The following is a 24935-nucleotide window of genomic DNA, read 5'->3' on the forward strand; positions in this document are numbered from 1 at the left end:
CATATTCCTGCCCCGTGCCCTTTCCAAAGCGGCATAAACCATGCTTCGCGCCTGATATGGCGAAGCGCAAGTGCGATGCCTAGTCTGACGATGCGGGCTGGCCCGGCGTAGGAGAGTTTCGGTGCTGGACAGATTGAAAGGCCGGGGCGCGAACGGCTCGAACGGCGAGAAAGTGGGCGAAAAAGTCGGCGAAAAAGTTGGCCTGGGCAGCATCCGCCGGCCGGTGATCGGCCTTGCTCTCGGCGGCGGCGCGGCCCGCGGCTTTGCCCATATCGGAATCCTGAGGACCCTGATTGCCAATGGAATCGTGCCCGATGTCGTGGTCGGCACGTCCATCGGCGCCGTGGTCGGCGGCCTCCACGCGGCCGGCCGGCTCGATACGTTCGAGGAATGGGGGCGCAGCCTGCAAGGAATGCGCAACATTCTCGGCTATCTCGATATCCGTCTCAACGGCTCCGGCCTGCTCGGTGGCGAGAAGCTCGCGACCCGGCTCGAGGAGGCGATCGGGCAGATCCTAATCGAGGACCTGCCCATCAAGTTCGCGAGCGTCGCGACCGAGGTTCGCACCGGCCACGAGATCTGGCTGACGCGCGGCCGCGTGGTCGATGCCATGCGAGCCTCCTACGCCCTGCCCGGCATCTTCGCGCCCGTGCTGATCGGCGACCGCTGGCTGGTCGACGGCGCGCTGGTGAACCCGGTGCCGGTCTCGGCCGCCCGCGCGCTCGGCGCCGAAATCGTCATCGCCGCAAATCTTTCCAGCGACATCTTCACCCATTCCACCACGATCTATTCGCACGGCGCAGTGCCCGCCCCGGTCGTACCGGTGGCCGAGGAGCCGACGGCGAAGCGGCGCTTCCCGCGCCTGTTCTCGCCCGAGAAGACGATGAAGCGCGAGTTCTTCGGCGGTAACGGCCGGCCCGGCATCTCCTCGGTGATGGTGGACGCCTTCAACATCATGCAGGACCGCATCACCCGCGCCCGTCTCGCCGGCGATCCGCCCGACATGCTGATCACGCCGCGGGTCGGTCAGTTCGGCTGGTTCGACTTCCACCGCTCCGAAGACCTGATCGCACATGGCACGCGCGCTGCGGAGCGTGCACTGGAGTCCATCCAGGAGGCGATCCACGTGCTGGCGCCGGCGCCCGCGGGCATCGCGCCGAAAGCGGACGAGCCGAAAGCGGGAGACTTGGCCTGATCAGGCAGTCTTGATGTAGTCGCGCAGGGCTTCCTGCTCGCTCTCGTATTCCTGGACGCGGCGCTTGACGATGTCGCCGATCGAGATCAGGCCGACCACCTTGCCGTTGTCGATCACGGGCAGATGACGGAACTTGCCGGTCGTCATCATCTCCATGAGCTCGGCGACGGTGTCGGTCTCCTTGCAGGTCACGACCTTGCGGGTCATCACCTCCGAGACGGGCGCCTCCAGCACGCCGGCGCCGCGCTCGCCGAGCACGCGCACAATGTCGCGCTCCGACAGGATGCCCTCGAGCCGGCTCTGGCTCATCACCAGCACCGCGCCGATCTTCTTCTCGCCGAGCAGCTTGATCGCGTCCGCCAGCTTGGCATCGGGCTCGACGCTCATGATCTGGTGGCCCTTGGTGTTCAGAATGGAACGTACCGTCATCGTCGCCTCCCTGAATCCGAGCCGTCCGCCTTTGGCGGTTCGGACTTGTTCGCGAGTCTTCAACTAACAGTTACAGCGCCGGTTTCACGCTCGTGCGCTTTGCGAAGCATCGTCGCTAAGGACGTGTCGCTTCGGAACATTCTTCGCGGGAATGATGGATGAATTCGGGCCGCGTCGCAAGCGCCGCTTCAGATACGGTCTGAAACGTCCCGTGATGACGCATCCGCAGCATCGCTTCGCACGCGCGGCACGGGATCGAACAGCGCGAACAGCAACAGGCCGGCGAAGAAGCCGCCGATATGCGCCTGCCAGGCCACGCTCGTGGTTTCCGCATCGACCCCGATCGCGCCCACGCCGAAGATGATGTTGATGCCGAACCAGACGGCGAGGAAGCCGACCACCCGCCCGTCGCGGAGCGCGCGGGACAGCGGCAGCGCCGGAACTTTCGCGGCGGTATCGGCATCCGATCGGCTGAACGACAGGAAGCTGCCGCGGACGAAGGCAAAGCGGATTGCGGCTGCCATCGCGCCCGACACTGAGGCCGAGGCGCCGATCATCGGCGCCACCGCATGCTCATGGGTGATGAGATGGGCGAGCGCGCCGGCCGCCGCCGTCACGGCCAGGAAGACGAAGAACCTGACGGTGCCGAAACGCCGCGCCAACGCGCTGCCGAACGGCAAGAGCCACAGCACGTTGAAGCCGAGATGGGTGAGATTGGCGTGCAGCAGCGAATAGGTGACGAAGGTCCAGACCTTCGCCCCCGCCCCGCCCGGGATCTGGAGATTGAGCAGCGAGGAATCGTAGCGCTTCGGGATGAAGCCGAAGACGTCGATGGTCCAGTTCTCGAGCTCGGGCGGTAGCAGCACGTGCAGATGGATCACCGCCAGCAGCAGGATATAGGCGGTCAGCGCCGGAGGCAGCGTCAGGATCGGCTCGCGCGGAGCCTCCACGACGGCCGGCGGGCCCGGCTCAGGACCTTGCGGCGACGAATCTTGCGGGGAATCCAAGGCAGCTTCGCTTTCGGGCGACATCGGGGCGACAGACTTGGAGATAGGCGCCTTTGCCGTCCCTGCGCAAGTGCACAAAAGGAAAAGGCAGGGCCGAAGCCCTGCCTGTCCGTGTCGGTCTTCCGGTGGCCGGAGAGACAAGGCGTATCCCCACCCCTCCCCGCGGCCCGTGACCAAACTGTTTGACGCCCTGTACAGGCCCCGCCGAGAACCTGGAGAAAAGCGGCGAGGCTTGCGACCGCGGTCACCATAGCAGGCGCGCGGCCGGCACGAAGCGCATAGTTAATTTAACGTTAACGACGTAAAGGCCGGCCCAAGAAGCCTGAAAACGCGCCGGCGGCATGGACGCTGCAAATCCCCTCCTGCACAACAACAGAAGGGATCGCGGGTGCACTGAAGCGGGACAAGTCTGTCCCTTCGAGGTTGCACCCCGGGGCGAGCGTTCAGTCATGAAACATCCGTCGAGCCGCGCGTTCTTCGCGTATTGGGACAAGAAGCGCGGCACTGCACGGGCTCCTGACCGGGCCGACATCGACCCGGCCGCGGTCCGCGGCCTGCTCGGCGACATCTTCGTGTTGTCCTGCGAGCCGAACCTCGGCTTCCCGTTCCGCGTCGCCGGCACGCGCGTCTGCGCGCTCGCAGGAACCGACCTCAAGGACCGCAGCTTTGCGGCGCTGTTCACAGAAGCAAGCCGCAGCGAGATCGAGGAGATCACGACGATCGTCGCCGACGAGACGCTGGGCGCGATCGCCGGCGTCACCGCCGCGCGCGAGGACGGCAGCAAGGCGCATCTGGAGCTCCTGCTGCTGCCCTTCAACGCCCGCCCGCATACGCCGGTCAGCGTCACCGGCGTGCTCGCGCCGTTCGACGACGAATGCGGCACGTTGTCCGCCTTCACCCTCACTTCCTGGCGCTACCTGCACCAGCCGGAGAAACTCCTGCCGCGCGCCATCCGCAAATTGCAGATCGCGCGCGGGCTGATGGTGTATGAGGGGCTGCGATAGAGCCCCTGCAGACGTGCGGCGATCCTGCGATGGATCGTCGCGCAGCGTGACCGTTTTTGCCGGATTTGCGTCATTCCTGACGTCGATGCGACCGGATAGCTTCCGCGCCGCGTGAGACGAGCGGGTGACATCATGATGAGCTGGCGCAATCTGGCGTGGACTGCCCTCGGCGGCATGACATTGCTGGCAGGGATCGGCGCGACCTGGCTGCTCCTGCTGCCAGCCGCGCCAGCCTCGGGAACCGCGCCTGCGATTTCCAGAGACGAAACCGAATCGACCCTGGCGGCGCTGAAACCGCCGAAACGCAAGCGACCCTTGATCGCCATCGTCGGCATCAACGACATGAGCGAGACCACCGATTACCTGATGCCCTACGGCATTCTCGCCCGCGCCGACATTGCCGACGTCCTCACCTTGTCGACGCAGCCAGGGCCCGTCACGCTCTATCCCGCCCTCAAGGTGCAGCCGCATGCGACCATCGCCGAGTTCGATGCCGCGCACCCCGATGGCGCCGACTACGTCATCGTGCCGGCGATGAGCCGCGACGACGACGCAACGGTCTTGCACTGGATCAGGAGCCAAGCCGGCAAGGGCGCGATTGTGATCGGCGTGTGCGTCGGTGCCACGGTTGTTGCCAACACCGGGCTGCTCGACGGCAAGCGGGCCACGACGCATTGGTATTCCGTGGGCGATCTGAAGAAGCATTCGACGATCCGCTACGCGGCGGACCGCAGGCTGGTCGTCGACCAGGGCGTCGCGACGACCACTGGCATCACCGCATCCATGCCGATGGCCCTCACCTTGATCGAGGCGATCGCCGGCCGCGCCAAGGCCGAGGCGGTCGCCGGCGACATCGGCCTTGCGCGATGGGACGCACGCCACCGCAGCGACGCGTTCAGCTTCACACGCCCCTTCGCGCTGACGGCGATCGCAAACACGCTCGCATTCTGGAAGCGCGAGCAACTCGGCATCGCGTTGACGCCTGATGTCGACGAGGTCTCGCTCGCCCTGATCGCCGATGCGTGGTCGCGCACCTACCGCTCGCGCGCCCTCACCTTCGCCGCCACGGCAGAGGCGCGGACCAGCCGCAGCGGTCTTCGCATCCTGCCGGACCGCATTGCCGGGAGCTGGCCGGCGGAGCAGGCTGTGCCGGATTCCGGCGCCTCGCCGCCGGCGCGGGCGCTGGACGAAACGCTGCGCGCGATCGAGACGCGCTATGGAGCACGCACGGCCGACTTCGTGGCGATGCAGCTGGAATATCCGCGATAACGACCGCCAGGATCTTTCCCGCTGCGCGCAGCGCCGCGGCGGAATAGATTGTAAGGACACCACGGAACGACGGATCGACATGAGCAAGCCGCATTGGCGTCCCGCGCGCGCCTCCGACCTTCCTGCGATAAGCGCGATTGCGGCACGCATCCATCCGGCGTTGCCCGAACGCGAAGAGGTGCTGGCGGAGAAGATCAGGCTTTGCCCGGAGGGCTGCGGCGTGCTCGATACGGACCAGGGCATCATCGGCTACGGACTGGCACATCCCTGGATGCGGTACCGAATTCCGCCGCTCGACGGCTTTCTGCAAGCATTGCCCGATCGCGCCGACTGTCTCTACATCCACGACGTCGCCGTATTGCCGGAGTTCCGCGGCGGCGGCGTGCGCGCTTATGTCGGTGATATCGAGAAGCTGGCGCGTGCATCACGCATCAGAACGCTCGCGCTGGTCTCGGTCTACGGCACGCCGCCGTTATGGGAACGCGTCGGCTTTCGGACCGTGACGGCGGACGCCGAGTTGCACGCAAAGCTCGCATCCTACGGCGACGGCGCGACCTACATGCTGCGCGACCTCGCCGCGACGTAATGCCCGTCCCCGGGCAAATTGATCGGATTGCTTCGCAGGACGCCGTCAGGCTGCTTCTTCACGCCGCCCCCGCGCGGAACGACTGCCTACCCCCGGACTTCCCGTTTCGTAGACCCAGGCCTCCTTGGCAAACCACTCGTGCGTTGCCGCACACATCTCGCAATAGGTGCGAGAGAAGAACACTGCACTGCACCGAAATCGTTCGCGGTCCATCTCGATGCCGGTCGAAATGGCTCGGCCCGTTTCCGGGCACTTGATCATCACCATACCCATCTGATTTCCTCCAGCTCGGCATCCCTTCACGGAAGGGCGTCGCCGCCATCAGCCGGACGGCGTCTCTTCTGGCGAAGACGCTCGTCCGCCGATTCACGCGGCCGATAGCCTCGATTCAAGCTGCCCTGTGCAGAACCCGGTTGAAGCTCTTCTTGATCGGCTCGGCCGTCTCGGTCGCAACCTTCTGAGCAAGGTCCCAAAGCTCCCGGTTATGCCCGGAAGCCATTTCAAAGGTCCTGCGGCTGTGGGTGGTGGAGAGGTTCACGACATCCGCAAACGACCTCGCATCGGCCAGTTGGGACAGGAATTCCAGGGTGGAGCTGGTATTGATTTTCGATATTTCGATGACCTTGGTGCCGTAGTCGGCGGCACGCGTGGCATTGGTCGCACAGACTTCGCGGAAAGCGTCGGTGATCTCCTCGGAAGCCGCCTTCATCTGCTCGAGATTTGCCTTGGCCCGCGCGGCGCCCTGCTCGGCAAGATCACCGAAGATCTCCTGGATATTGAAAAACGGCACGTCGAACTTGAGCCTTGCACCACCATTCCCACCCGCGGGAGTGGCATTCGTCTCGGCTTTCACATTGGCATCATGCATCGTCATTCCATCCTTTCACGCGAAACCAGATGTTGGATTGAAGACTCTCAGAAGCTCCCGGGTGCGGGCCGCACCGGGAAACCAGTGCCCCTACTCTCAAAATGGAGGGATGCTGCTGATGAGCTGCTCTCGCCCCCCTGCCGATGCCAACTATGACCAACCAGGATCGGACCTTCAGTTCGCTTTCAGACTCTCGACTTGATTAAATTCGATTCAAGCGACGCCTCGCCGCAGGCGCCGCTCTTGCCGCTTTGAGTTTGCCGAAAAGGATTCTGCCAACTCGAGAAGGCGCGGGCTCGCAGGCGCGTCCGGATGGCACCATGTTACTGATTGATTGCGCCATAGCGCACCGCGCGAGCCTTCGGCGGCGTTAGTCTGGCCGGGGCCGGAAAGCGGCAGATCAGCCCCGACGCTTCTTCTTCGCGTTTTTCTCGGGCGCGCCCCTCGCAGGCCACGGCGTGACCGAAGGCTCTGCATGGCCGGGCTTGTTCTTGTGCTTCTTTTTCTTTGCGAAAGAACGCGCATCACCGAATTTCGACGCGCGCTCGCCCTGAGGCTTGCTGCGCGACTTGAATCCACTCGCCTCGCGCGGGCGATTCTCGCGCCGTTCATGATGAGCGCCGGCCTCGCGCTGCGGCGCGCGGGGGCGCTCCTGAGGAGCGTCTTGCCGGTGAGGCGCATCCGTCATCGGCTCGATCCGGATGCTGTCTTCCTTGTCGGGACGCTTGATCTTCGCCGCAAAGGATTCGGCGACCCGCTGGGAGATCTCGAACTCGGTGGTGGTCTCCATGATCCTGATGGCGCCGATGTCGCGCTTGTCGATGCCGCCGCGGCGACAGATCATCGGCAGCAGCCAGCGCGCTTCCGCGTTCTTGCGGCGCCCGATGGCGGCGCGGAACCAGACGCTGCCATCCGCCATGGCGTGCTTCGAGGATTTCCCAGCCTTCGACCGCGGCTTGGCGCGGTCCTCGCCCTGTTCGGACCTATCACGCCCGCGTTCCGGCCTGCCGCTTCGCTCGCCGGGATCGATGATGTCCTCTGGCGACGGCAGGCGCGCGCGATAAAGCCGCGCGAGCGCGGCGGCGATGTCCTCGGCCGAGCGCTCGGCCAATAGCGATTGCGCCAAAGCCAGATCGTCGGGACCAGTCTCCTCCGTGAACAGCACGTCCTTCATGCGCGCATGATCGAGCTTGCGGATGTCTTCCGCCTGCGGCGCCGTGCCCCAGACCGCGTCGACCCCTGCGAGATCGAGCAGCAGCTCGGCGCGCCGCCGCCGCGCGGGCGGCACCAGCAGGACGCTCGTCCCCTTCCGGCCCGCGCGCCCGGTGCGGCCCGAGCGATGCTGCAGGACCTCGGCGTCGTTGGGCAAATCGGCATGAATGACGAGGTCGAGGCTCGGCAGGTCGATGCCGCGGGCGGCAACGTCGGTCGCGACGCAGACGCGGGCGCGGCCGTCGCGTAGCGACTGCAGCGCCAGGGTGCGTTCGTTCTGCGTCAATTCACCCGACAGCGCGACCACAGAGAAGCCGCGCTCCAGGAGCGCGGCTTGCAAATGCCTGACGGCATCGCGCGTGCTGCAGAACACCAGCGCGCTCGGCGCCTCGTAGAAGCGCAGCACGTTGACGACGGCATGCTCGACGTCGGCGGGCGCGATGCGGATCGCGCGGTATTCGATATCGGCGTGGCCGCCCTCGTCGCCGGCGACCTCGATCCGGAAGGCGTCGCGCTGATATTGCCGCGCCAGCGCGACGATGCCACGGGGAAACGTCGCCGAGAACAACAGGGTGCGGCGCGTCTGCGGCGTGGTCTCGAGGATGAATTCCATGTCCTCGCGAAAGCCGAGATTGAGCATCTCGTCGGCTTCGTCGAGCACAACCGCGGCGAGCTCGGAAATGTCGAGACGGCCGCGCCGCAGATGATCGCACAGACGCCCGGGGGTGCCGACGACGATATGCGCGCCGGCGGCGAGCTCGCGCTGCTCGCGCCGCGGATCCATGCCGCCAACGCAAGAGACGACACGCCCGCCGGCATGCCCATAGAGCCAGGCCAGCTCGCGCTGAACCTGGAGCGCGAGTTCGCGGGTCGGCGCCACGATCAAGGCGAGCGGCGCGGCCGCTGGTGCGAACTGCTCGGCGTCATCGAGGATGTTCTTTGCGATGGCCAAGCCGTAAGCGACGGTCTTGCCGGAACCGGTCTGGGCCGAGACCAGGAGGTCGCGGCTGGTGGCTTCATGGGCGAGCACCGCGAGCTGGACGGGCGTCAGTGAATCATAGTTCCGCTCGGCCAAAGCGCGGGCGAGCGGCGGGGTCAGGGCCGGAAGAGACACGAGATGGGAAACCTTGTTTGATTCAGGCGCGCAAACGGTGAACCGGCGCCCCGAGCTGCGTGCGCGGCAAACGGCCCGACCGCACGCTGATTTGATCTGGGCGCTCTTTACGCCAAGCGCCCGGAAATCACCATAGCCGTGATGCATGGCTTGACGGCGAGCCGCGCCTGAAGCTTGCAGCGGATTTTTGCGGCCAGCTCGATTAACCTTGGCGCGGCGGGATCGGCCTATAGCCGAGCCACGCTCACGTCTGGCGATATGGGGAATAAAGATGCGATTGGCGGTCATTTCCGACATCCACGGCAATCTCGCCGCGCTGGAGGCGGTGCTGGCGGATATCAAGACGCGGGGCGTCGATCGGATAGTCAACCTCGGCGACTGCGTCACCAGCCCGTTGTGGCCGAGGGAAACGTTCGAATTCCTCCAATCGCTGTCGTTGCCGACCGTGCGCGGAAATCATGATCGCTGGATCGAGGAGTTTCCGGACGACAAGCTCTCGCCGGCAGGTCTGTTTGCGCGAAACGCACTGACTGCAGAGCAGCGTCGTGCACTTCACAACCTGCCCTCCCAGCTGCGACTGGACGACGGCATCCTGGCCTGCCATGGCACGCCCGAGAGCGATACGGCGTGCCTGCTGGAGGACGCACTCGACGACGGCCGCTTCGTGCCGGCACGCCGCGACGTGCTGGAAGCACGCCTTGCGAGCGAGCCGGCGGCGCGCGTGGTGCTGTGTGGCCATAGCCACCGCCCGGCCGTCGTTCACGGGCCGCGCGAATGTCTGGTCCTCAATCCCGGCAGCGTCGGATGCCCTGTTTTCGCTGACATTCCCTTTGCCGCGAAACTGGAACACCGCTCGCCTCACGCCCGCTACGCGATCCTCACCAAGGGCAAAAGGGGCTGGCAGGTCGAGCTGCTGGCCCTCGAATACGACTGGGAGGCCGCCTCGGCGCGCGCGCTCGCCAACAACCGTCCGGACTGGGCGCACGCCATGTTGTCGGGATACGTCAAATAGAATTTCTCAGATCTCGGCGTACACCTCCAGCAGATTCCCGTCGGGATCGCGGAAGAACAGCGTGCGATGGCCGAAGGGCTGGTTGGTCGGCGGTGACAGCAGCGCCACGCCTTGCCGCACGAGTTCATCGGCGCACGCGTCGACCTCTGCAGCAGAGACCTTGAAGGCCAGCTGCAGCGAGGCGCTGCCCGCTGGCGTCGGTGCATCGCTGGCGGTGCGGCTCGGCCTTGCCAGCACCAACGTGTTGCTGCCGAGGCCGTACTCGATCCAATTCGGCGACAGCTCGCGCGAGAGTGGAAAGGCGAGGACGTCCTCGTAGAAGCGCCGCATCGCTGTCAGGTCGCGCACGAAGATGACGGTGTAGTCGATCGCGCGGATGGCGTTGAAGGGGGAGCTCCGGTTTGGGTCGGCCGTCTCTTCGTTTTTCATTTGGTCGCTCATCTCGGCTACGTTCTTACTCCACCAGCTCCGGCCACGGCACGATCGTCGACTTCACCGTCTTCATCGCCATTGCGTCCTGCACGGCCTGCGCGACGCCCGCTTCCGTGAACGGGTAGATCGTCTGCATTTTCAGCCACGGGTATTTGTCACGGGTGCGGTAGAGCATGTCGACGCCGAGCGGGAGGTCATTGCCGGTGAAGCCCCAGGATCCCAGCACGTTGAGGTCCTTGGTGCAGATGCGGTGCCAGGAGGTGTCGATCGAGCCGGCGTCGGTGAACTGGCCCATCTCGACATAGGTGCCGCCGTCGCGCAGCATCTCGATGCCCTCGGGGCCGGCGGTTGGATGACCCGAGCAGTCCATCACGAGATCGGCGCCGAAGCCGCCGACGATCTCGCGGACGCGCGCAATGCGATCCTGCGGTGATTTCAGCTCCTCGATGTTCACGGTCGTCTCGGCGCCGAACTCACGCGCCAGCTTGAGCCGCGGCTCCTCCGGCGCGCCGACGCAGATGATGCGCCCCGCCCCCATCTCCCTGGCGGCCGCGACCGCCAGAATGCCGATCGGGCCGGAGCCCTGGATCACCACGGTGTCGCCCCAACTGAATCCGCCGGCGCGGGTCGCACGATTGAAGGCCCGAATGCAGGAGGTCAGCGGCTCCGACAGCGCACCCAGGCGCAACGACATGTCGTCCGGCAGCTTGTAGATCTTGGTGCCCGGCAGCATGTCGAGATCGACATAGACATATTCGGCCCAGCCGCCCCACAAATGCGGCGCCTTGTCGAAGCCGAGATAGCGGCCGTAATAGACCGGCGTCAGGCATTTGTTCGCGGTTTGCGGATAGTGGATGCAATAGTAGCAGCGGCCGCACGGCATCAAGGGCGGGATCATCACTTTCGATCCAACTTTGAGCGGCTTGCTCATGAAATCTTCGGTGAACTCGTCGCCGCATTCGACGATGACGCCGCCGAGCTCGTGTCCCAGCGTGAACGGCCAGGGCAGCGGCTTCGGCCAGTGCCCCTTGAGGATATGGAGATCGGTGCCGCAAACCCCGCAGGCGCCGACCTTGATCAGCGCAGCCTTGCGGCCGACCTTCGGCCACGGCACGGTGCGGATCACGGGCTCCGAGCCGGGACCTGCGTGGGTGCAGACGCGGATTTGTTGCATGGCTGTTTCCTCGCTGCCCGCTTGTTGTGTTTTGATCGTGCGGGCCTGCGATCAACCTATGACAGCCCTGCGACATTGGAAATACCAACGCGGCGCGTTGACACGCCGCAGTTGTGTGAGCAGGCTGCGTGTGCCGGAGCGATGCCTGCTTCGGACCTGCGCGGCTCCTCGCGCCGCGGTCAGCCGGGATCATCAGATGGATTTGCGACCGGGTTCGGAACGAATTTTTGTCGCCTCTGACACCGATCCGGTAGACGGATATGTGCAATGGGCGCCGCAGAAGTCGCTGTGGCTCGCGGGCATGACGACGGCCGCCATCGCGCTCGCGCCGCTCTGCTTCTCCTGGTCGGCATTCGCACTCTTCCTCGCAGCGAGCGCCGTCACGCTCTGCGCAGGGCACTCCGTCGGCATGCACCGCAAGCTGATCCATGCGAGCTACGACTGCCCACTCTGGCTGGAACATCTCTTCGTCTATCTCGGCACGCTCGTCGGCATGGCCGGGCCGTTCGGCATGATCCGCCTGCACGATTTCCGCGACTGGGCGCAGCGCCAGCCCGCGTGCCATGAATATTCCCGCCACGGCGCCGGCTTCTGGCGCGATGCCTGGTGGCAATTGCATTGCCGGCTGGTGCTGCGCCATCCGCCAAGATTCCGGCTCGAGCCGCCGCTTGCCAGTGACCGGTTCTATGCCTTCATCGAACGCACATGGATGTTGCAGCAATTGCCCTGGGCCCTCCTCTTCTTTGCAATCGGCGGGCTGGACTGGCTGGTCTGGGGCATTTGCGTGCGCGTCAGCGTCTGCGTCACCGGCCACTGGCTGGTCGGCCACTTCTCCCACACAAGCGGCGATCAGATCTGGAGCGTCGATGGCGTCGCGGCCCAAGGCTACAATGTCCGCCTCGCCGCGCTGATCAGCATGGGCGAGAACTGGCACAACAACCATCACGCCTATCCGGGCTCGGCGAAGCTCGGACTTTTGCCGGGACAGGTCGATCCCGGCTGGTGGCTGATCCGATCACTCGAAGCGATCGGGTTGGTCTGGAATGTCAGGACGCCGCACAACTACCGGAGCGGCCCGGCTTGCGGCGATTGACCGAGGCGAAACGGGACGATGGGGTCCCCGATGCTGCATGATGATCGCGATGGTGACGTCGATGCACTACAGGCGCCGTCATTGCGAGGAGCTCTTGCGACGAAGCAATCCAGAATCCCTCAACAGGGCAGTCTGGATTGCGTCGCTGCTCCGGCTCGACGAGAGCGGGCCGGAGCTCGCAAGGCTTGCACCTGAGATCACGGAGCCTCGTGGCAAGAGTGCATGGCTGCTGTTCCAGCACGCCCAATTGTCTTGAGCGCCGGCCGGCGAGCGTGTAACTCGCCACGAGTCTCACCTCAGGTCATCCCGTGAATCCCCTTCCCCAAAATCCCGTGGCCGCGTCCGGATCGTTCGCGGCGATGAGGTCCGTGCCCTACCGTCTCCAGTTCGCCTCTTACGTGCTGGCGATGATGGCGGACAACATCGAGCATGTGATCAGCTATTGGGTGGTGTTCCAGAAATTCCATTCGCCGACGCTGGGCGGGTTTGCCGTGCTGTCGCACTGGCTGCCGTTCCTGCTGTTCTCCGTCGCGGTCGGCGGCCTCGCCGACCGGTTCGATCCGCGCCGCATCATCCAGTGCGGCATGCTGCTGTTCATCGTCGCCTCCGCCGGTTGGGGCTTCTTCTTCCTGACCGATACGATCCAGATGTGGCACGCGATGCTGCTTCTGGTGATCCATGGCTGCGCCGGCGTGCTCTGGCAGACGCCGAACCAGCTCTTGCTCTACGACCTGGTCGGCCCGGCCGACCTGCCGAGCGCGGTGCGGCTGAACGCGATGGCGCGCTATCTCGGCATCCTGGTCGGACCTGCGGTGGGCGGGCTCATCATGCTGACGCTCGGTCCCTCGCACGGCATCATCTTCAACACGCTGTTCTATCTGCCGATGCTGCTGTGGCTGTTCTGGGCCCCGATCAGGGATAAGAGCGTGGCGGCAAGGCGTTTTGCCGTGCGCGGCCTTGCCGACATCGTGCTCACCATCCGCGCGATCGGCACCCAGCCCGTGTTGTCGGCGATGACGTGGCTCGCCGGCCTCACCTCCTTCATGATCGGCAACGCCTATCACGCCCAGATGCCGGGCTATGCCGGCGATCTCGGCCATGGCGATCCCGGCGTCTCCTACAGCGTGCTGCTCGCCGCGGACGCGGCCGGCGCAGTGCTGGCCGGCATCGCGCTGGAATCCTGGGGACGGCTGAAGGGCACCCCGCGCACCGCGATCACGCTGGCAATGCTGTGGAGCGTGGCGCTGCTCGGCTTCGCGCTGGTGCCGGTCTATCCGGTCGCGATCGCGCTATTGTTCTTCGCGGGCTTCTTCGAGCTCTCGTTCAACACCATGGCGCAGGCGCTGGTGCAGCTGAACGCGCCGCACGACATCCGCGGCCGCGTCGTCGGCCTCTACAACATGGCCGGCCTCGGCATGCGGGCCTTCAGCGGCATCACGGTCGGAGTAGCAGGCGCGGCGATCGGCATTCACTGGTCGCTTGGATTGTCAGCCGCCGTGCTGCTGGCGCTGCTGTGCCTGCTTTATGGGCGCGCCGCGAGGAAGCCGAGCCCCGCCTGAAGGTGTGGCTTTTCGAGCGCATCGTGTCTGTCCGTGTCCAGCGCGCCCGATCCTAACGCGGCATTAACCCTGTGCACCTTAGGGTCGCAAGGACTCCGCCCGGGCGGGGGGTCGGGTGTTGGAAATGGCGTTGGCGAACAAAAAATTTCTTCCGGCCGCCGAGGAGCGCAGGCGCTTCCAGCGGGTGAAGGTGCACCTGCTCGGCCGCTACATGCTGCCGGACCGCCGGGAATTCCCCTGCCAGGTGATCAACATGTCGCCGGGCGGCCTCGCTTTGCTCGCCCCCGGCATCGGCAATGTCGGCGACCGCGTGGTCGCCTATCTTGACCATATCGGCCGCGTCGAGGGCAAGATCACCCGGATCATCGACAACGGCTTCGCCATGACCATCGGTGCGACGCCGCGCAAGCGCGACAAGCTCGCCGCGCAGCTGACCTGGCTCGCCAACCGCGACATCCTCAATCTGCCGGAGGACCGCCGCCACGACCGTATCGTGCCGCGCAACCCGATCGCGGTGCTGACGCTCGAGGACGGCACCAAGATGACCTGTCGCATCATCGACCTCTCGCTGTCGGGCGCGGCGATCGCTGCCGAGAACCGGCCACCGCTAAAATCGACGGTTCTGCTCGGCCGGGTCCAGGGCCGCGTGGTCCGAAACCTCGAGGACGGCTTCGCGCTGGAGTTCATGCACGAGCAGCCGGCGGAGACACTCGAAGAGAGCGTTACCGCGCGGTAAAGCGCAAGGACGCGAAAACCTCCATATTTCCAGGCTCGAAGGCGGCTTCCGCGATGCGGACGCCGCCTTTTTCATGTCCCGCGGTGAATGGCCAGCGGTTAACGGAGGGGCCGCAGATGAGCGCAAACAACGCTCCTCCCAGCGTTTCCGCGTTAATAGATAAAATTTGAATCAATTGCAGTCATATCCAATTTTACGCGAATTCTATTCAAGTATAGATCGAATTCGCCGCGCCTTTTACTTGCATTCGTCTCGACTTGACTTGGTCGACTTAGCGGCAACTCAAAAGCTCCGTGCGAAATGTGGTCCCAACAAGAAACGGGGGCCGCAATGTTTGACTTCAGGGGACGGGGGAAGGGACTGGCGCTGGCCGCCATGCTCTTCGGGATCAGCGCGGCAGCGCAGGCCGGCGAAGGCCGTCTGCTCTACGCGAGCCTCGGCGACACCACGCGTGCGCCGATCGGCTGGGTCGAGTTCTGCGCGGACAATACTGCCCAGTGCCAGGGCGCACCGCTGCAGCCGCGCGACATCGTGATGTCGCAGGCCGCATGGCGCGACCTCGTCAAGGTCAATCGCTGGGTCAACGAGACCGTCAAGCCTCTGACCGACCAGGAGCACTGGGGCGTGATCGAGAAGTGGTCGCTGCCGTCAGACGGTTACGGCGACTGTGAAGACTACGTGCTGTTGAAGCGCAAGATGCTGATGGATGCCGGCTGGCCGCGCCAGGCCCTGCTCATCACCGTGGTGCGCGACAAAAAGGGCGAAGGCCACGCGGTGCTGACGGTGAAGACCGACAAGGGCGAGTTCATTCTCGACAATCAGAACGAGAACGTCCTCGCCTGGACGGAGACCGGCTACCGCTTCGTCAAGCGCCAGTCGCAGAGCGATCCCAACGTCTGGGTCTCGCTGGGCGATACCAAGCCGGCGGTCTCCACCGCCAGCGCGAAAGATTAGTAGGAACGAGACAACAGGTTACGCGACCCGGTCACATCCCCACCCCTCCCCGTCCCAGACCGGTTCGCGCGCGGCCAGCCATCCCCCAATGGCTGGCCGCAACTTTTTGGGAAAGCGCGATCAGCTCTGCTGGCCTTGGCGCGACCAGGGTACGCGTGCGGCGGCAAAATCCCGCCAGCTATCCTGCAAGCCCTGCTGCATGCCGATCGATGCCCGCGCCTGCCAGCCGGCGATCGCGGCCGCCGCAATGGCGCTGTCGCGATCGTCAGCGCCGAGCCCATCGAGCAACGAGGCCGTCACCGCCATGTCATTGAAGACGCCGAGCTCCTCCTGCAAGCCGGCGAGCCGGCGTGCGAATTTTCGTGCGGACTTGCGATCCTCGTACAGCGGCAGCAGGAACTCGCTGAGATAGCGCAGCCGCTTGGTGGCGAGCCGCACGCGGTGCAGCTCGTCGACCGTCAGCGACTTGAAGCGGCGGCCGCGCTTGAGCACCTTCGCGTGCTGTTCCGACAGGACGCGCTGCGCGAAATTGACGGCGGGCTCGGCGAGCCGGCCGAGATCCTCGGGCGCGACGCCGTTGCGCCAGCCGCGCGCCTCGATCCAGCCGCCGAGGCCGATCAGGAAGAGCGCGCAGCGGCGATCATCGAGCGCGTGGCGGGCGCTGCGATAGGCTTCCGCCTGACGCTGAGCCGCGGCCCGCCCAAGCGCATCGAAGCCCGCGACCGAAGGACAGGCTCTTGCGATCGCCGGCAAGGTGTCGAGCTGGAACACGTCCCAGTCGCGCGCGGCGGACAGGCCTTGCGCCAGCCATTTGGCCTCCGAACGCAGCGCCTCGAGATTGCTGAGCGCGCCGACCGAACGCATCAGGTCGAGCGCGGATCGCAGCCGGCGCAGCGAGACGCGCAGCTGATGCACGCCTTCCGGATTGCGGCCGTCCTCGGCCGCCGGCAGCGATTGCAGCAGGTGAAGGAAGCAGGTGCGCAGGATGGTCGCGAAGGCTTCGTCGAGCGTCACGGAGGGATCGAGGCGAAGCTTGCGCGGCCGGCGTGCCGACGGCGGCAGGTCCGCGGCAAGGTCGAAGCCGCGCGCAGACTTGCTGCGGATGGACGGCTTCACCGTTCCGTGCTCCGCAACGCGCAGAGCGATCTCGTAGATCGCGCTCGCGCTGCCGCTCTTCAGCTCCAGCTCGATTTCGCTGACAGGAACCGACCGGTCGCCGGCCGTCAGCTCGCCCTGGTCGCAGGCGACCTCGACCGTGCCGGATGGCAGGTCGATGATGCGCGTGTGACGATGCACATCGGCCGTGAACACCGCTTCGAGCGGCTGCGCTTTGAGTCGCTCGCGAAGCTTCTCCGGAATGAACGGCATCGCCAAAGCGAGATCGGGCGCAAGCGAAGGCACGCTTGCTTCCCATTCGCCGCGACGCAACGGATCGTCCGCAACCTCGGTCTTCACGGTCTGCACGAAACGCGTGCCGCTCTGGCGGACGCGCAAGCTCAGGCCGGCACGACGAAGCGCCCGCTCGGGCGTGTCGTAGTAGACGGACTTGAGACGTTTGCGCGTGCCCTTGTTGCGTGCGTTCGCCGCGATCACGGGCGCTGCGCCGAAATGCGCCATGCGATCGGCACCGACGAGCAGCTTGAGCTCGATTTCGCCAACGGGAGATGCGGGCTGGGTTGGGCTCGGCGCGGGCGTCACGTCCTGCGATGGCGTCTGCTCAATGGCAGTGCGCTCCTCGACCGTCGCGGGTTCCACGCTGACGTCCTCGCGTTGCCCCGGCAAGCCAGTGAGGAGCTGCGTTCTCTTGGTGTTCCCAACAGAAGGATTGGCTTCCGGCGCGCCCGGAGTCTTGCGAGCCGGCGCAGCATCTGACTTTAGCATTTGCGGTAACATGACAGTTCAATGACAGGCGACAGGGATATAGCCTGTACAGCCTGCGAGGAATAGTCACATCAGATCGGCGCGCATCATGATTCACATGTAGCTCGCCAGGTAAAAGCTGCAGCAGCCGGCCCAAGCCCCCTTAAAGCCTGACCACGACACGCCGAGAGATGCCGCTCATTCTGCCGCTTCAAGATTGGCCGGCTTTTCAGCCTCGCCGAGCGGGGAAACCGCCGGGCCGTTGAGCGCGGTGCCATCGGGTGCAAACTGCGATCCGTGACATGGGCAGTCCCAGCACTGTTCGAGTGAGTTCCAGTGCACGACGCAGCCCAAATGGGTGCAGCTCGCCGAATGCAAATGCAAATGTCCGCTTCGGTCCCGGCACGCCGCGATCTTCTTCAGACCGCTTCGGAAGAGGCGCCCCTCGCCGGGCCGCAGTTGTTCAGCGCTCGCGATTTCACTTGCGGTGAGATACTCCGCGAAATTCTTGATAGGGGTGATGTTCTCGCTGATGAACTCGCCGATGTTCCTTTGAATCTTCCGCGACGGAGCGTAGACGTCCTCCCAGGCACTTGCGCCGCTGGTGATGAGATCCGCGATCAGCATGCCGGCCACGAGCCCGTTGGTGATCCCCTGCCCGGAGTCGCCGCTGACAACGAATACATGCTCCTCGCCGGGGCTGCGGCCGATGAAGCCGGCGAAATCGACCGGCTCCAGCACCTGACCCGACCACCGATGGGTGACCTCGCGCAAATCCGGCAATCGCTCGCGCGCCCAGCGCTCAAGCGCGTCAAGGCGCTGTGCGCCATCATTCGCCTCACCCGACTTGTGATCTTCGCCGCCGATGATCACGATGTCCTCGTCGGCTGACAACGGTTGGAGGCGGACATAATGATAAGGATCGAGCGTATCCCAATAGAGCGCATCCTCCATGGCGCCCGCGGCAATCTTCGCGGCGAGCGCATATGTGCGGTAAGGCGCCTGCTTGGTGTGGATCGCCACCTGAACATTGACGGGCGAGTTGGTCGCAACCACCACGTCGGCGGCGTGAACCTCGTAGCCTGAGGCGGTGGTGACGACCATGCTACCCTGGCGTTGCTGGATGCTCTCGACGCAGGTGTCAGCATAGAGCTGGGCGCCCCGGCGCTGCAGTGCGCTCGCCAGACCGGCGAGATATTTAGTCGGATGCAGGCGCGCCTGGCGCGGAAAGCGCAGCGAACGCGTCTGACCCCTGTCATGGAATGGTGTCGGATTAATGCAATTTTCGACAGGAATCTGCAGCTTGCGACAGCAGTCCAATTCACTATCCAGCTCGGATGCGGACGTTCCGGATGCCAGTACCCAATAGCCATCGACGCGCTTAAAACCGCAATCGATGTGCTCGGCGCCTTGGATGGCCTCGACGCGATCGATCGCGGCAGCGACGCTCTGATAGTAACGCCGCGCACAGTCAGGGCCGCGGACTCGCACAAACGCATCATAACCATCATCAAGCGCGGTCGCCAGATGCGCCGTGGTGCGCGCCGTCATCCCGCTGCCGATGCGGCCGCGATCGATCACTGCGACCGAACGTCCATGGCAAGCAAGTTCATATGCGACCGAAAGCCCGGCTATTCCGGAGCCGACCACGGCAACGTCCACGCCGACCGTACTCGACAGCACCGGAGCTTCGGCGACAGATACGTCCATCCAGAGGGACCACGTGTGCTCATCCCGTACATTCATGGCGCTACTCCTCGGAAGAACAAACGATGCAGCAGAATGACGGTTCCTATGTGCGCTATCGAACGAAACGCCGATGAGATGGCCGCATTCATTAGGAACCTTCATCGTGCTCGCGCTTGAACCGGCATGAAAAGTCCATCACCGGGGATGCGCAGGGCGCTGCGCCAGGCGCGATTGTACGGGCACCTGCTCGTCCGCAACGACAGGCTGTATCACCCGGGCGGCAATCATCCGATCTGCTCGATACAGCTTGCACGAGAGATGGTCAGGTCAGGATGGATGACCAAGCACGACGGCGAATACGAGATCACGGCAGAGGGGCAGCTTGCCGCCGAAAGCGAACTCGGTCGCTGAGGAGCCGATGCGGCACCGTCCAATTCCCGGCCGGGAGTCGGGCCTGTTGACTGATCCGGCGATTACATCATTGACTAGCGGAACGGTCCTCACAAAGAGCTGCCATGCCCTCGTTCCGTCCCGTTATCGCGTTGTCGAGAGGCCTCGAGGTCCTGCGCGTCATCAACCAGGAACGGCAATCGACTGTAGGCTCGCTGCATAAGGCGACGGGCCTCAACAAGGCAACAATCGTCCGCATGCTCGAAACGCTGGAGCATGAAGGATATGTGGTGCGGCGCGCCGAGCCGCCCAGCTATGCCCCGACCGGACGGGCGCTCCTGCTCAGCGCCGGCTACGACGAACCCAATTGGATCGGCGGTATCGCCGAACCGATGCTCAACAAGTTTCGCCAACAGATTCAGTGGCCCTCGGACGTGGCCGTGCTCGACGAGGAATCCATGGTGATCGCACATACGACCCGGATCGGCGGTTCGCTGCTCTTCTACCGTCCGCCGGGTTTTCGCTTTCCCGTGCTGGGCACCTCGATGGGGCGCGCCTATTTGGCGTTTTGCGAACCGGCCGAGCAGGAGCGCATCGCGGCGCGCCTTGCCCTCAGCCCGGAGCCCTGGAACGACCTCGCCCGCAATCCCGCCAAACTCACCAAGGTGCTGCGCGCGATCCGGAAAGCCGGATTCGCAGTGATGGACGAGAGCTACAGCCGCCGCATCTTCGGCGGCGCCGTCTGGGCGATCGGCGTTCCCGTCGCTGTTCCGAACCGCCTGTTCGCAAGCATGAACGTGATGATGCTGCGCGAGGCCGTCAGCACCGAGGAAGGTCTCAGGCGCTTCGTGCCTCAGATGAAGAAAGTCGCCTCCGCACTGGCCGAGACGCTCAGCGCCAGGCTTGCTGCGGCCGGCCCGTCCGCGGCCGCCAAGAGCTAGCCATTTCACACAATGAAATGTTGTTTCTATTTGGCTCTGCTCGTGTGACATCTCTGCCCGGCGGCCAAAGGGCGCCCAAAGACGCAACAAAACGGGAGGGGCAAGTGAGGACATTCGTCGCAATGCTGGGCGCTGCGATTGCAGGCCTGGTGCTGGCCACGGCTGATGGGGCTGCGGCCGAAGCCTGGCCGACCAAAGCAATCAAGATCGTCGTGTCGACGCCCGCCGGCGGCATCACCGATGCGTTCGCCCGCGCCTATGGCGATTACATCTCTCAGAAGCTCGGACAGCCGGTCGTCGTCGAAAACAAGACGGGAGCGAGCGGCGCGCTGGCAGCCCAATCGGTCAAGGATTCGCCGGCGGACGGCCATACGCTGATGTACACGATCTCGTCCACGCTGCTCGGAAACCGGCTGCTGCTGAAGTCGCTCGCCTACGATCCGGACAAGGATTTCACGATCGTCGCGATGACGCCATCGGGTCATCTGCCGCTGGTCGTCCATTCCGCCACCGGTGCAAAGTCCATCGAAGATTTCGTCGCCTATGCGCGCCGCAACAAGGTCACGGCCGGCTCGTATGGGATCGGTTCGTTCGCGCACATCGCGATCGCCGAGCTCAATCGCCAATACGGCCTCGACATCCCCATCGTGCATTACCGCGGCGAAGCGCCGATGTGGCAGGACTTGGCGGCCGGCGTCATCCAGGCCGCGACCGGCAGCTACCAAGCCGCGCTTCCGGTCCTTGATACCGGCGTCGGCCGCGCGATCGCTGTTCCGTCACTGGTTCGCATGAAGAAGCTGCCGGACACCAAGACGTTCACCGAGCAGGGGGTCACCGGCAAGGTCTTCCAGCTGACCAGCTTCACGACCCTGGTGGCGCCCGCTGCGACGCCGACCGACCGGATCGAGCTGCTCGCCAAGCTGATGGTCGAAGGCGGCAAGACCGAGCGTGTCCAGAAGCTGCTGGAGGCCTTCGGGGTCGATGCGCCGGCAATGGACCGCGCATCCTCGGTCGCCCTCTACGAAAAAGAAGGGCCGGTCTGGCTGGAATCGATCAAGAATCTCGGATTGGAGCCACAATAGCGTCCGGACCCGCCGATCCCGTGCGCTGGCGACGCCCTTCTCACGCCCCCAGCACGTCCGCCAGCCGCAGTTCGTCGGCGGCGGGATCCTTCAGGAACAGCTCCGCCTCGATCTCGTTCAGGTGCGACAGCATCAAGGCGCTCGCGCGCGCCTTGTCGCGCTTGCGGATCGCGGCGACGATCTCGGCGTGATGATCGGTGCCGCACGCGGGCGTGTCGTGACGGCGGTAGAGCAGGATGATGAGCGAGGAGCGCGCGATCAGCTCCTTCAGGAAGCCGAGATAGATGCTGTGGCCGCTCATCTCGGCGACGAGACGATGAAACTCGCCGGAGAGCCGCACCGAGGCGCGGGCATCGCCGCGCAACTCGGCCTCGCGTTCTTCTGTGAGATGGTGCTGCAGGCGATCAAGCCAGGCCGGCGAGATCGCGTCAATGGCGCGGTCCACGATGCTGGGCTCGATCAGGCGCCGCGCCTCGAACACCTCACGGGCATCAGCCGGCGTCGGGCGCGCAACGAAAGCGCCGCGATTCTTCTCGATGTTGACGATGCCCTCATGCGCAAGCTGCTGCAGCGCTGAGCGCACCAGCGTCCGGCTCGCGCCGTAGATGTCGCCGATCTCGTCCTCCCCGAGCTTGGTGCCCGGCAGCAGGCGATGCTCGAGGATCGCGGCGGTCACACCCTCCCGGATACGGCTGACGCGATCGCTCGCGTCTGGCGCATCGGATTTCTGGCGGGTCTTGGCGGCCATGATTGTGAGGGCTCGATCGACGAACGTTCGGCCTGCAATGTTAGTCGACGAGCTGTATCCAATCACAGGCGAAACTTTATACAATCTTCGCCCGTTTTGTGTGCAGCTGGCTGCACGGGTGACGGCCCGACAAATTGGGACGGAATCGATCTAACGATCTGACTCCGCTGCACAGTTTTTGAAATTCGCATCGTCGCGGGCTGTTGGCACGGACCTTGCGGAGAGAGGCGGGACGCAACGCCCCTCCTCGGACACGCCATGGCCATTCCCGCCGCTCTCGAACTGGTCGCCGTCACCAAGCGCTACGACGCCACGCTGGCCGTTGACAACGTCAACCTGAAGATCCCGGCCGGCACCTATTGCTGCCTGCTCGGCCCCTCCGGCTGCGGCAAGACCTCGACGCTGCGCATGATCGCAGGTCACGAGGCGGTTAGCGAAGGCGACATCATCCTCGGCGCGCAGAACGTCACCGACCTCGAGCCCGCCAAGCGCGGCACCGCGATGATGTTCCAGTCCTACGCTCTGTTTCCGCACCTCTCCGTGCTCGACAACGTCGCCTTCGCCCTGAAGATGCGCGGCATCGACAAGCCGACGCGGCACAAGCGCGCCGGCGAATTGCTCGAGCTGGTCGCGATGAGCCAATATGCAGGCCGTCTTCCGGCGCAACTCTCCGGCGGCCAGCAGCAGCGCGTCGCGCTCGCGCGCGCGCTGATCACCGAGCCGCAGATCCTCCTGCTCGACGAGCCGCTCTCGGCGCTCGATCCGTTCCTGCGCGTCAAGATGCGCGGCGAGCTGAAGCGGCTGCAGCGCGAGCTCGGCATCAGCTTCATCCAGGTTACCCACGGCCAGGAAGAGGCGATGGCCCTCGCCGACCACATCGTGGTGATGAACCACGGCAGGATCGAGCAGCAGGGCACGGCGCGCGACATCTTCCATCGTCCCCGCACCGAATTCGTGGCCCGATTCATCGGCGGACACAACGTGCTCAGCGACGCCGGGAATCTCATCGCCGTTCGCGCCGATCAGCTCGGCATCGTGCCGTTCGTCGACGGCGCCTTCGGCGCGCCGGCGCTGCTGACCCAGACCGAGTACCAGGGCTCCTACATCGCCGTCTCGCTCACGCTCGACGACGGCACCGCCCTGTTCTCCCACGTTCCCGAGGCCACCTTCGACGTGCATCCGTTCCGCCCGGGCGATCGCGTGCTGGCGACCTGGGATCCCGCCAAGGCGCAACGCCTGCAATAGCACCCTTCACCACGGAATGCGCAACACAGAGGAGTGAGCGAAATGACCGAGACGACCAGGAAGACCGGCGTCAGCCGCCGCACGCTATTGAAGGGCACCGCGGGTCTCGCCGGCCTCGCCGCCGGCTCCGGCGCGATCACCGGCTTTCCTTACGTGAAGTCGGCCGATGCGAAGGTGCTGCGCTATCTCGGCACGGCCGTGAACGAGGGCGACGACATCGCCAAGCAATGCCTGAAGGACACTGGTATCAAGATCGAATACATCACCGCAACCACGGACGACGTCACCAAGCGCGTGATGACCCAGCCGAATTCCTTCGACGTGCTTGATACCGAATATTTCTCGCTGAAGAAGCTGGTGCCGTCGGGCAACATCCTTGCGCTCGACGCCAAGAAGATCAAGGAGTTCGGCAACATCACGCCCGTCTTCACCAAGGGCGAGACGCCCGGCGGCAAGAAGATCGGCGGCCAGGGCACCGCGCCCTGGAAGGTGCTCTATCTCGAAGGCAAGGACTCCAAGAAGTTCGCGACGTCGGCGACCGAATTCGTCACGCTGATCCCGACCGTCTACAACGCCGACACGCTCGGCATCCGCCCCGACCTGATCAAGCGTCCGATCACCACCTGGGCCGAGCTGCTCAACCCCGAATTCAAGGGCAAGGCTTCAATCCTCAACATCCCCTCGATCGGCATCATGGATGCCGCCATGGTCGTGGAAGCCTCCGGCAAGTACAAATATGCCGACAAGGGCAACATGACCAAGGAAGAGATCGATCTCACCATGAAGGTGATGACCGAGGCCAAGAAGGCCGGCCAGTTCCGCGCCTTCTGGAAGGACTTCAACGAGAGCGTCAACCTGATGGCCTCGGGCGAGACCGTGATTCAGTCGATGTGGTCACCGGCGGTCACCAAGGTGCGCTCGATGGGCATCCCCTGCACCTTCCAGCCGCTGAAGGAAGGCTACCGGTCCTGGGCTTCCGGCTTCTGCGTGTCGAAGGGCGTCTCGGGTGCCAAGCTCGAATGGGCCTATGAATTCGTGAACTGGTTCCTGTCGGGCTTTGCCGGCGCCTATCTCAACCGCCAGGGCTATTACTCCGCCGTGCTCTCTACCGCGAAGGCCCACATGGAGCCCTACGAATGGGCCTACTGGATGGAAGGCAAGCCGGCCGAGAAGGACATCAAGGCGCCCGACGGCTCGCTGCTTGAAAAGGCCGGCGCGGTGCGTGACGGCGGCTCCTACGAGGATCGCATGGGCGGGGTCGCGTGCTGGAACGCCGTGATGGACGAGAACGACTACATGGTCCGCAAGTGGAACGAGTTCATCGCGGCGTAACGGA

24 protein-coding genes are annotated in these 24935 nt (G+C 64.8%); 14 read left to right on the forward strand and 10 right to left on the reverse strand.

Features of this window, described 5'->3' with window-relative positions; translation table 11 throughout:
• Positions 1–121 precede the first annotated feature (121 nt).
• Positions 122–1195 (forward strand): patatin-like phospholipase family protein, encoded by a 1074-nt coding sequence (locus tag N2605_RS21480; RefSeq protein WP_036015237.1) that lies wholly within the window; start codon positions 122–124, stop codon positions 1193–1195.
• Here the strand turns inward: N2605_RS21480 and N2605_RS21485 are convergent, their stop codons facing one another.
• Together N2605_RS21485 and N2605_RS21490 are read right to left on the reverse strand one after the other, a co-directional pair.
• Positions 1196–1624 (reverse strand): CBS domain-containing protein, encoded by a 429-nt coding sequence (locus N2605_RS21485; RefSeq protein ID WP_036015240.1) that lies wholly within the window; start codon positions 1622–1624, stop codon positions 1196–1198.
• 188 nt (positions 1625–1812) lie between these two features.
• Positions 1813–2631: a rhomboid family intramembrane serine protease gene (locus tag N2605_RS21490; protein WP_036015285.1), complete on the reverse strand. Its 819-nt coding sequence runs from the start codon at positions 2629–2631 to the stop codon at positions 1813–1815.
• A 449-nt stretch (positions 2632–3080) separates the two neighbouring features.
• Here N2605_RS21490 and N2605_RS21495 point away from each other — a divergent pair, with 449 nt between their 5' ends.
• From N2605_RS21495 to N2605_RS21505, 3 genes are all read left to right on the forward strand, one after another.
• Positions 3081–3635, forward strand: coding sequence for a PAS domain-containing protein (locus N2605_RS21495; RefSeq protein ID WP_036029643.1), 555 nt, complete (start codon positions 3081–3083; stop codon positions 3633–3635).
• A 135-nt stretch (positions 3636–3770) separates the two neighbouring features.
• Positions 3771–4904, forward strand: a complete 1134-nt coding sequence (locus tag N2605_RS21500; RefSeq protein WP_036015286.1) for a DJ-1/PfpI family protein — start codon at positions 3771–3773, stop codon at positions 4902–4904.
• Between the two features lie 79 nt (positions 4905–4983).
• Positions 4984–5490, forward strand: coding sequence for a GNAT family N-acetyltransferase (locus tag N2605_RS21505; RefSeq protein ID WP_036015246.1), 507 nt, complete (start codon positions 4984–4986; stop codon positions 5488–5490).
• A 45-nt stretch (positions 5491–5535) separates the two neighbouring features.
• Here the strand turns inward: N2605_RS21505 and N2605_RS21510 are convergent, their stop codons facing one another.
• The 3 genes from N2605_RS21510 to N2605_RS21520 all read right to left on the reverse strand — a co-directional run bounded on the left by N2605_RS21510 (position 5536) and on the right by N2605_RS21520 (position 8684).
• Complete coding sequence (locus N2605_RS21510; RefSeq protein WP_225115087.1) at positions 5536–5763, reverse strand: hypothetical protein; 228 nt, start codon at positions 5761–5763, stop codon at positions 5536–5538.
• A 115-nt stretch (positions 5764–5878) separates the two neighbouring features.
• Complete coding sequence (locus tag N2605_RS21515; RefSeq protein WP_225124845.1) at positions 5879–6364, reverse strand: phasin; 486 nt, start codon at positions 6362–6364, stop codon at positions 5879–5881.
• Positions 6365–6758: 394 nt separating this feature from the next.
• Entirely contained in the window at positions 6759–8684 is a 1926-nt protein-coding gene (locus N2605_RS21520) for a DEAD/DEAH box helicase (protein ID WP_225139830.1), read from the reverse strand.
• Between the two features lie 271 nt (positions 8685–8955).
• Between N2605_RS21520 and N2605_RS21525 the strand changes: the two genes are divergently transcribed.
• Positions 8956–9696 (forward strand): metallophosphoesterase family protein, encoded by a 741-nt coding sequence (locus N2605_RS21525; protein WP_225139829.1) that lies wholly within the window; start codon positions 8956–8958, stop codon positions 9694–9696.
• A 6-nt stretch (positions 9697–9702) separates the two neighbouring features.
• Here N2605_RS21525 and N2605_RS21530 read toward each other — a convergent pair whose 3' ends face one another.
• Positions 9703–10125, reverse strand: a complete 423-nt coding sequence (locus tag N2605_RS21530) for a VOC family protein (RefSeq protein ID WP_225139828.1) — start codon at positions 10123–10125, stop codon at positions 9703–9705.
• A gap of 25 nt (positions 10126–10150) precedes the next feature.
• The gene (locus tag N2605_RS21535; RefSeq protein WP_225139827.1) at positions 10151–11302 is read right to left on the reverse strand and encodes a zinc-binding dehydrogenase; all 1152 of its coding nucleotides are present in this window, start codon (positions 11300–11302) and stop codon (positions 10151–10153) included.
• Between the two features lie 196 nt (positions 11303–11498).
• On the opposite strand from N2605_RS21535, the gene N2605_RS21540 reads away from it, so the two are divergent.
• The 4 genes from N2605_RS21540 to N2605_RS21555 all read left to right on the forward strand — a co-directional run bounded on the left by N2605_RS21540 (position 11499) and on the right by N2605_RS21555 (position 15644).
• Positions 11499–12395, forward strand: coding sequence for an acyl-CoA desaturase (locus N2605_RS21540; protein ID WP_260342921.1), 897 nt, complete (start codon positions 11499–11501; stop codon positions 12393–12395).
• Positions 12396–12754: 359 nt separating this feature from the next.
• The gene (locus N2605_RS21545; protein WP_225139824.1) at positions 12755–13954 is read left to right on the forward strand and encodes an MFS transporter; all 1200 of its coding nucleotides are present in this window, start codon (positions 12755–12757) and stop codon (positions 13952–13954) included.
• A gap of 124 nt (positions 13955–14078) precedes the next feature.
• Complete coding sequence (locus N2605_RS21550; protein ID WP_026312634.1) at positions 14079–14690, forward strand: PilZ domain-containing protein; 612 nt, start codon at positions 14079–14081, stop codon at positions 14688–14690.
• Positions 14691–15020: 330 nt separating this feature from the next.
• Positions 15021–15644 carry a transglutaminase-like cysteine peptidase gene (locus N2605_RS21555; RefSeq protein WP_036015265.1) on the forward strand — a complete coding sequence of 208 codons (624 nt, stop codon included), beginning with the start codon at positions 15021–15023 and terminating at the stop codon, positions 15642–15644.
• A 120-nt stretch (positions 15645–15764) separates the two neighbouring features.
• On the opposite strand, the gene N2605_RS21560 is transcribed toward N2605_RS21555, so the two are convergent.
• Complete coding sequence (locus tag N2605_RS21560) at positions 15765–17525, reverse strand: CYTH and CHAD domain-containing protein (protein ID WP_260342924.1); 1761 nt, start codon at positions 17523–17525, stop codon at positions 15765–15767.
• 177 nt (positions 17526–17702) lie between these two features.
• The gene (locus N2605_RS21565; protein WP_260342925.1) at positions 17703–19250 is read right to left on the reverse strand and encodes an FAD-dependent oxidoreductase; all 1548 of its coding nucleotides are present in this window, start codon (positions 19248–19250) and stop codon (positions 17703–17705) included.
• A 147-nt stretch (positions 19251–19397) separates the two neighbouring features.
• Here N2605_RS21565 and N2605_RS21570 point away from each other — a divergent pair, with 147 nt between their 5' ends.
• The 3 genes from N2605_RS21570 (at position 19398) to N2605_RS21580 (ending at position 21606) form a co-directional block, all read left to right on the forward strand.
• The gene (locus tag N2605_RS21570; RefSeq protein WP_225130870.1) at positions 19398–19604 is read left to right on the forward strand and encodes a hypothetical protein; all 207 of its coding nucleotides are present in this window, start codon (positions 19398–19400) and stop codon (positions 19602–19604) included.
• Positions 19605–19708: 104 nt separating this feature from the next.
• The gene (locus tag N2605_RS21575; protein WP_036015272.1) at positions 19709–20524 is read left to right on the forward strand and encodes a helix-turn-helix domain-containing protein; all 816 of its coding nucleotides are present in this window, start codon (positions 19709–19711) and stop codon (positions 20522–20524) included.
• A gap of 104 nt (positions 20525–20628) precedes the next feature.
• Entirely contained in the window at positions 20629–21606 is a 978-nt protein-coding gene (locus N2605_RS21580) for a Bug family tripartite tricarboxylate transporter substrate binding protein (RefSeq protein WP_260342928.1), read from the forward strand.
• A 40-nt stretch (positions 21607–21646) separates the two neighbouring features.
• Here N2605_RS21580 and N2605_RS21585 read toward each other — a convergent pair whose 3' ends face one another.
• Entirely contained in the window at positions 21647–22354 is a 708-nt protein-coding gene (locus N2605_RS21585) for a GntR family transcriptional regulator (RefSeq protein ID WP_260342930.1), read from the reverse strand.
• Between the two features lie 258 nt (positions 22355–22612).
• Between N2605_RS21585 and N2605_RS21590 the strand changes: the two genes are divergently transcribed.
• Positions 22613–23599 carry an ABC transporter ATP-binding protein gene (locus N2605_RS21590; protein WP_260342932.1) on the forward strand — a complete coding sequence of 329 codons (987 nt, stop codon included), beginning with the start codon at positions 22613–22615 and terminating at the stop codon, positions 23597–23599.
• A 42-nt stretch (positions 23600–23641) separates the two neighbouring features.
• Positions 23642–24931 (forward strand): ABC transporter substrate-binding protein, encoded by a 1290-nt coding sequence (locus tag N2605_RS21595; protein ID WP_036029687.1) that lies wholly within the window; start codon positions 23642–23644, stop codon positions 24929–24931.
• Positions 24932–24935: the final 4 nt, after the last annotated feature.

Source organism: Bradyrhizobium yuanmingense (assembly GCF_025200905.1).
Lineage (GTDB): Bacteria > Pseudomonadota > Alphaproteobacteria > Rhizobiales > Xanthobacteraceae > Bradyrhizobium > Bradyrhizobium yuanmingense.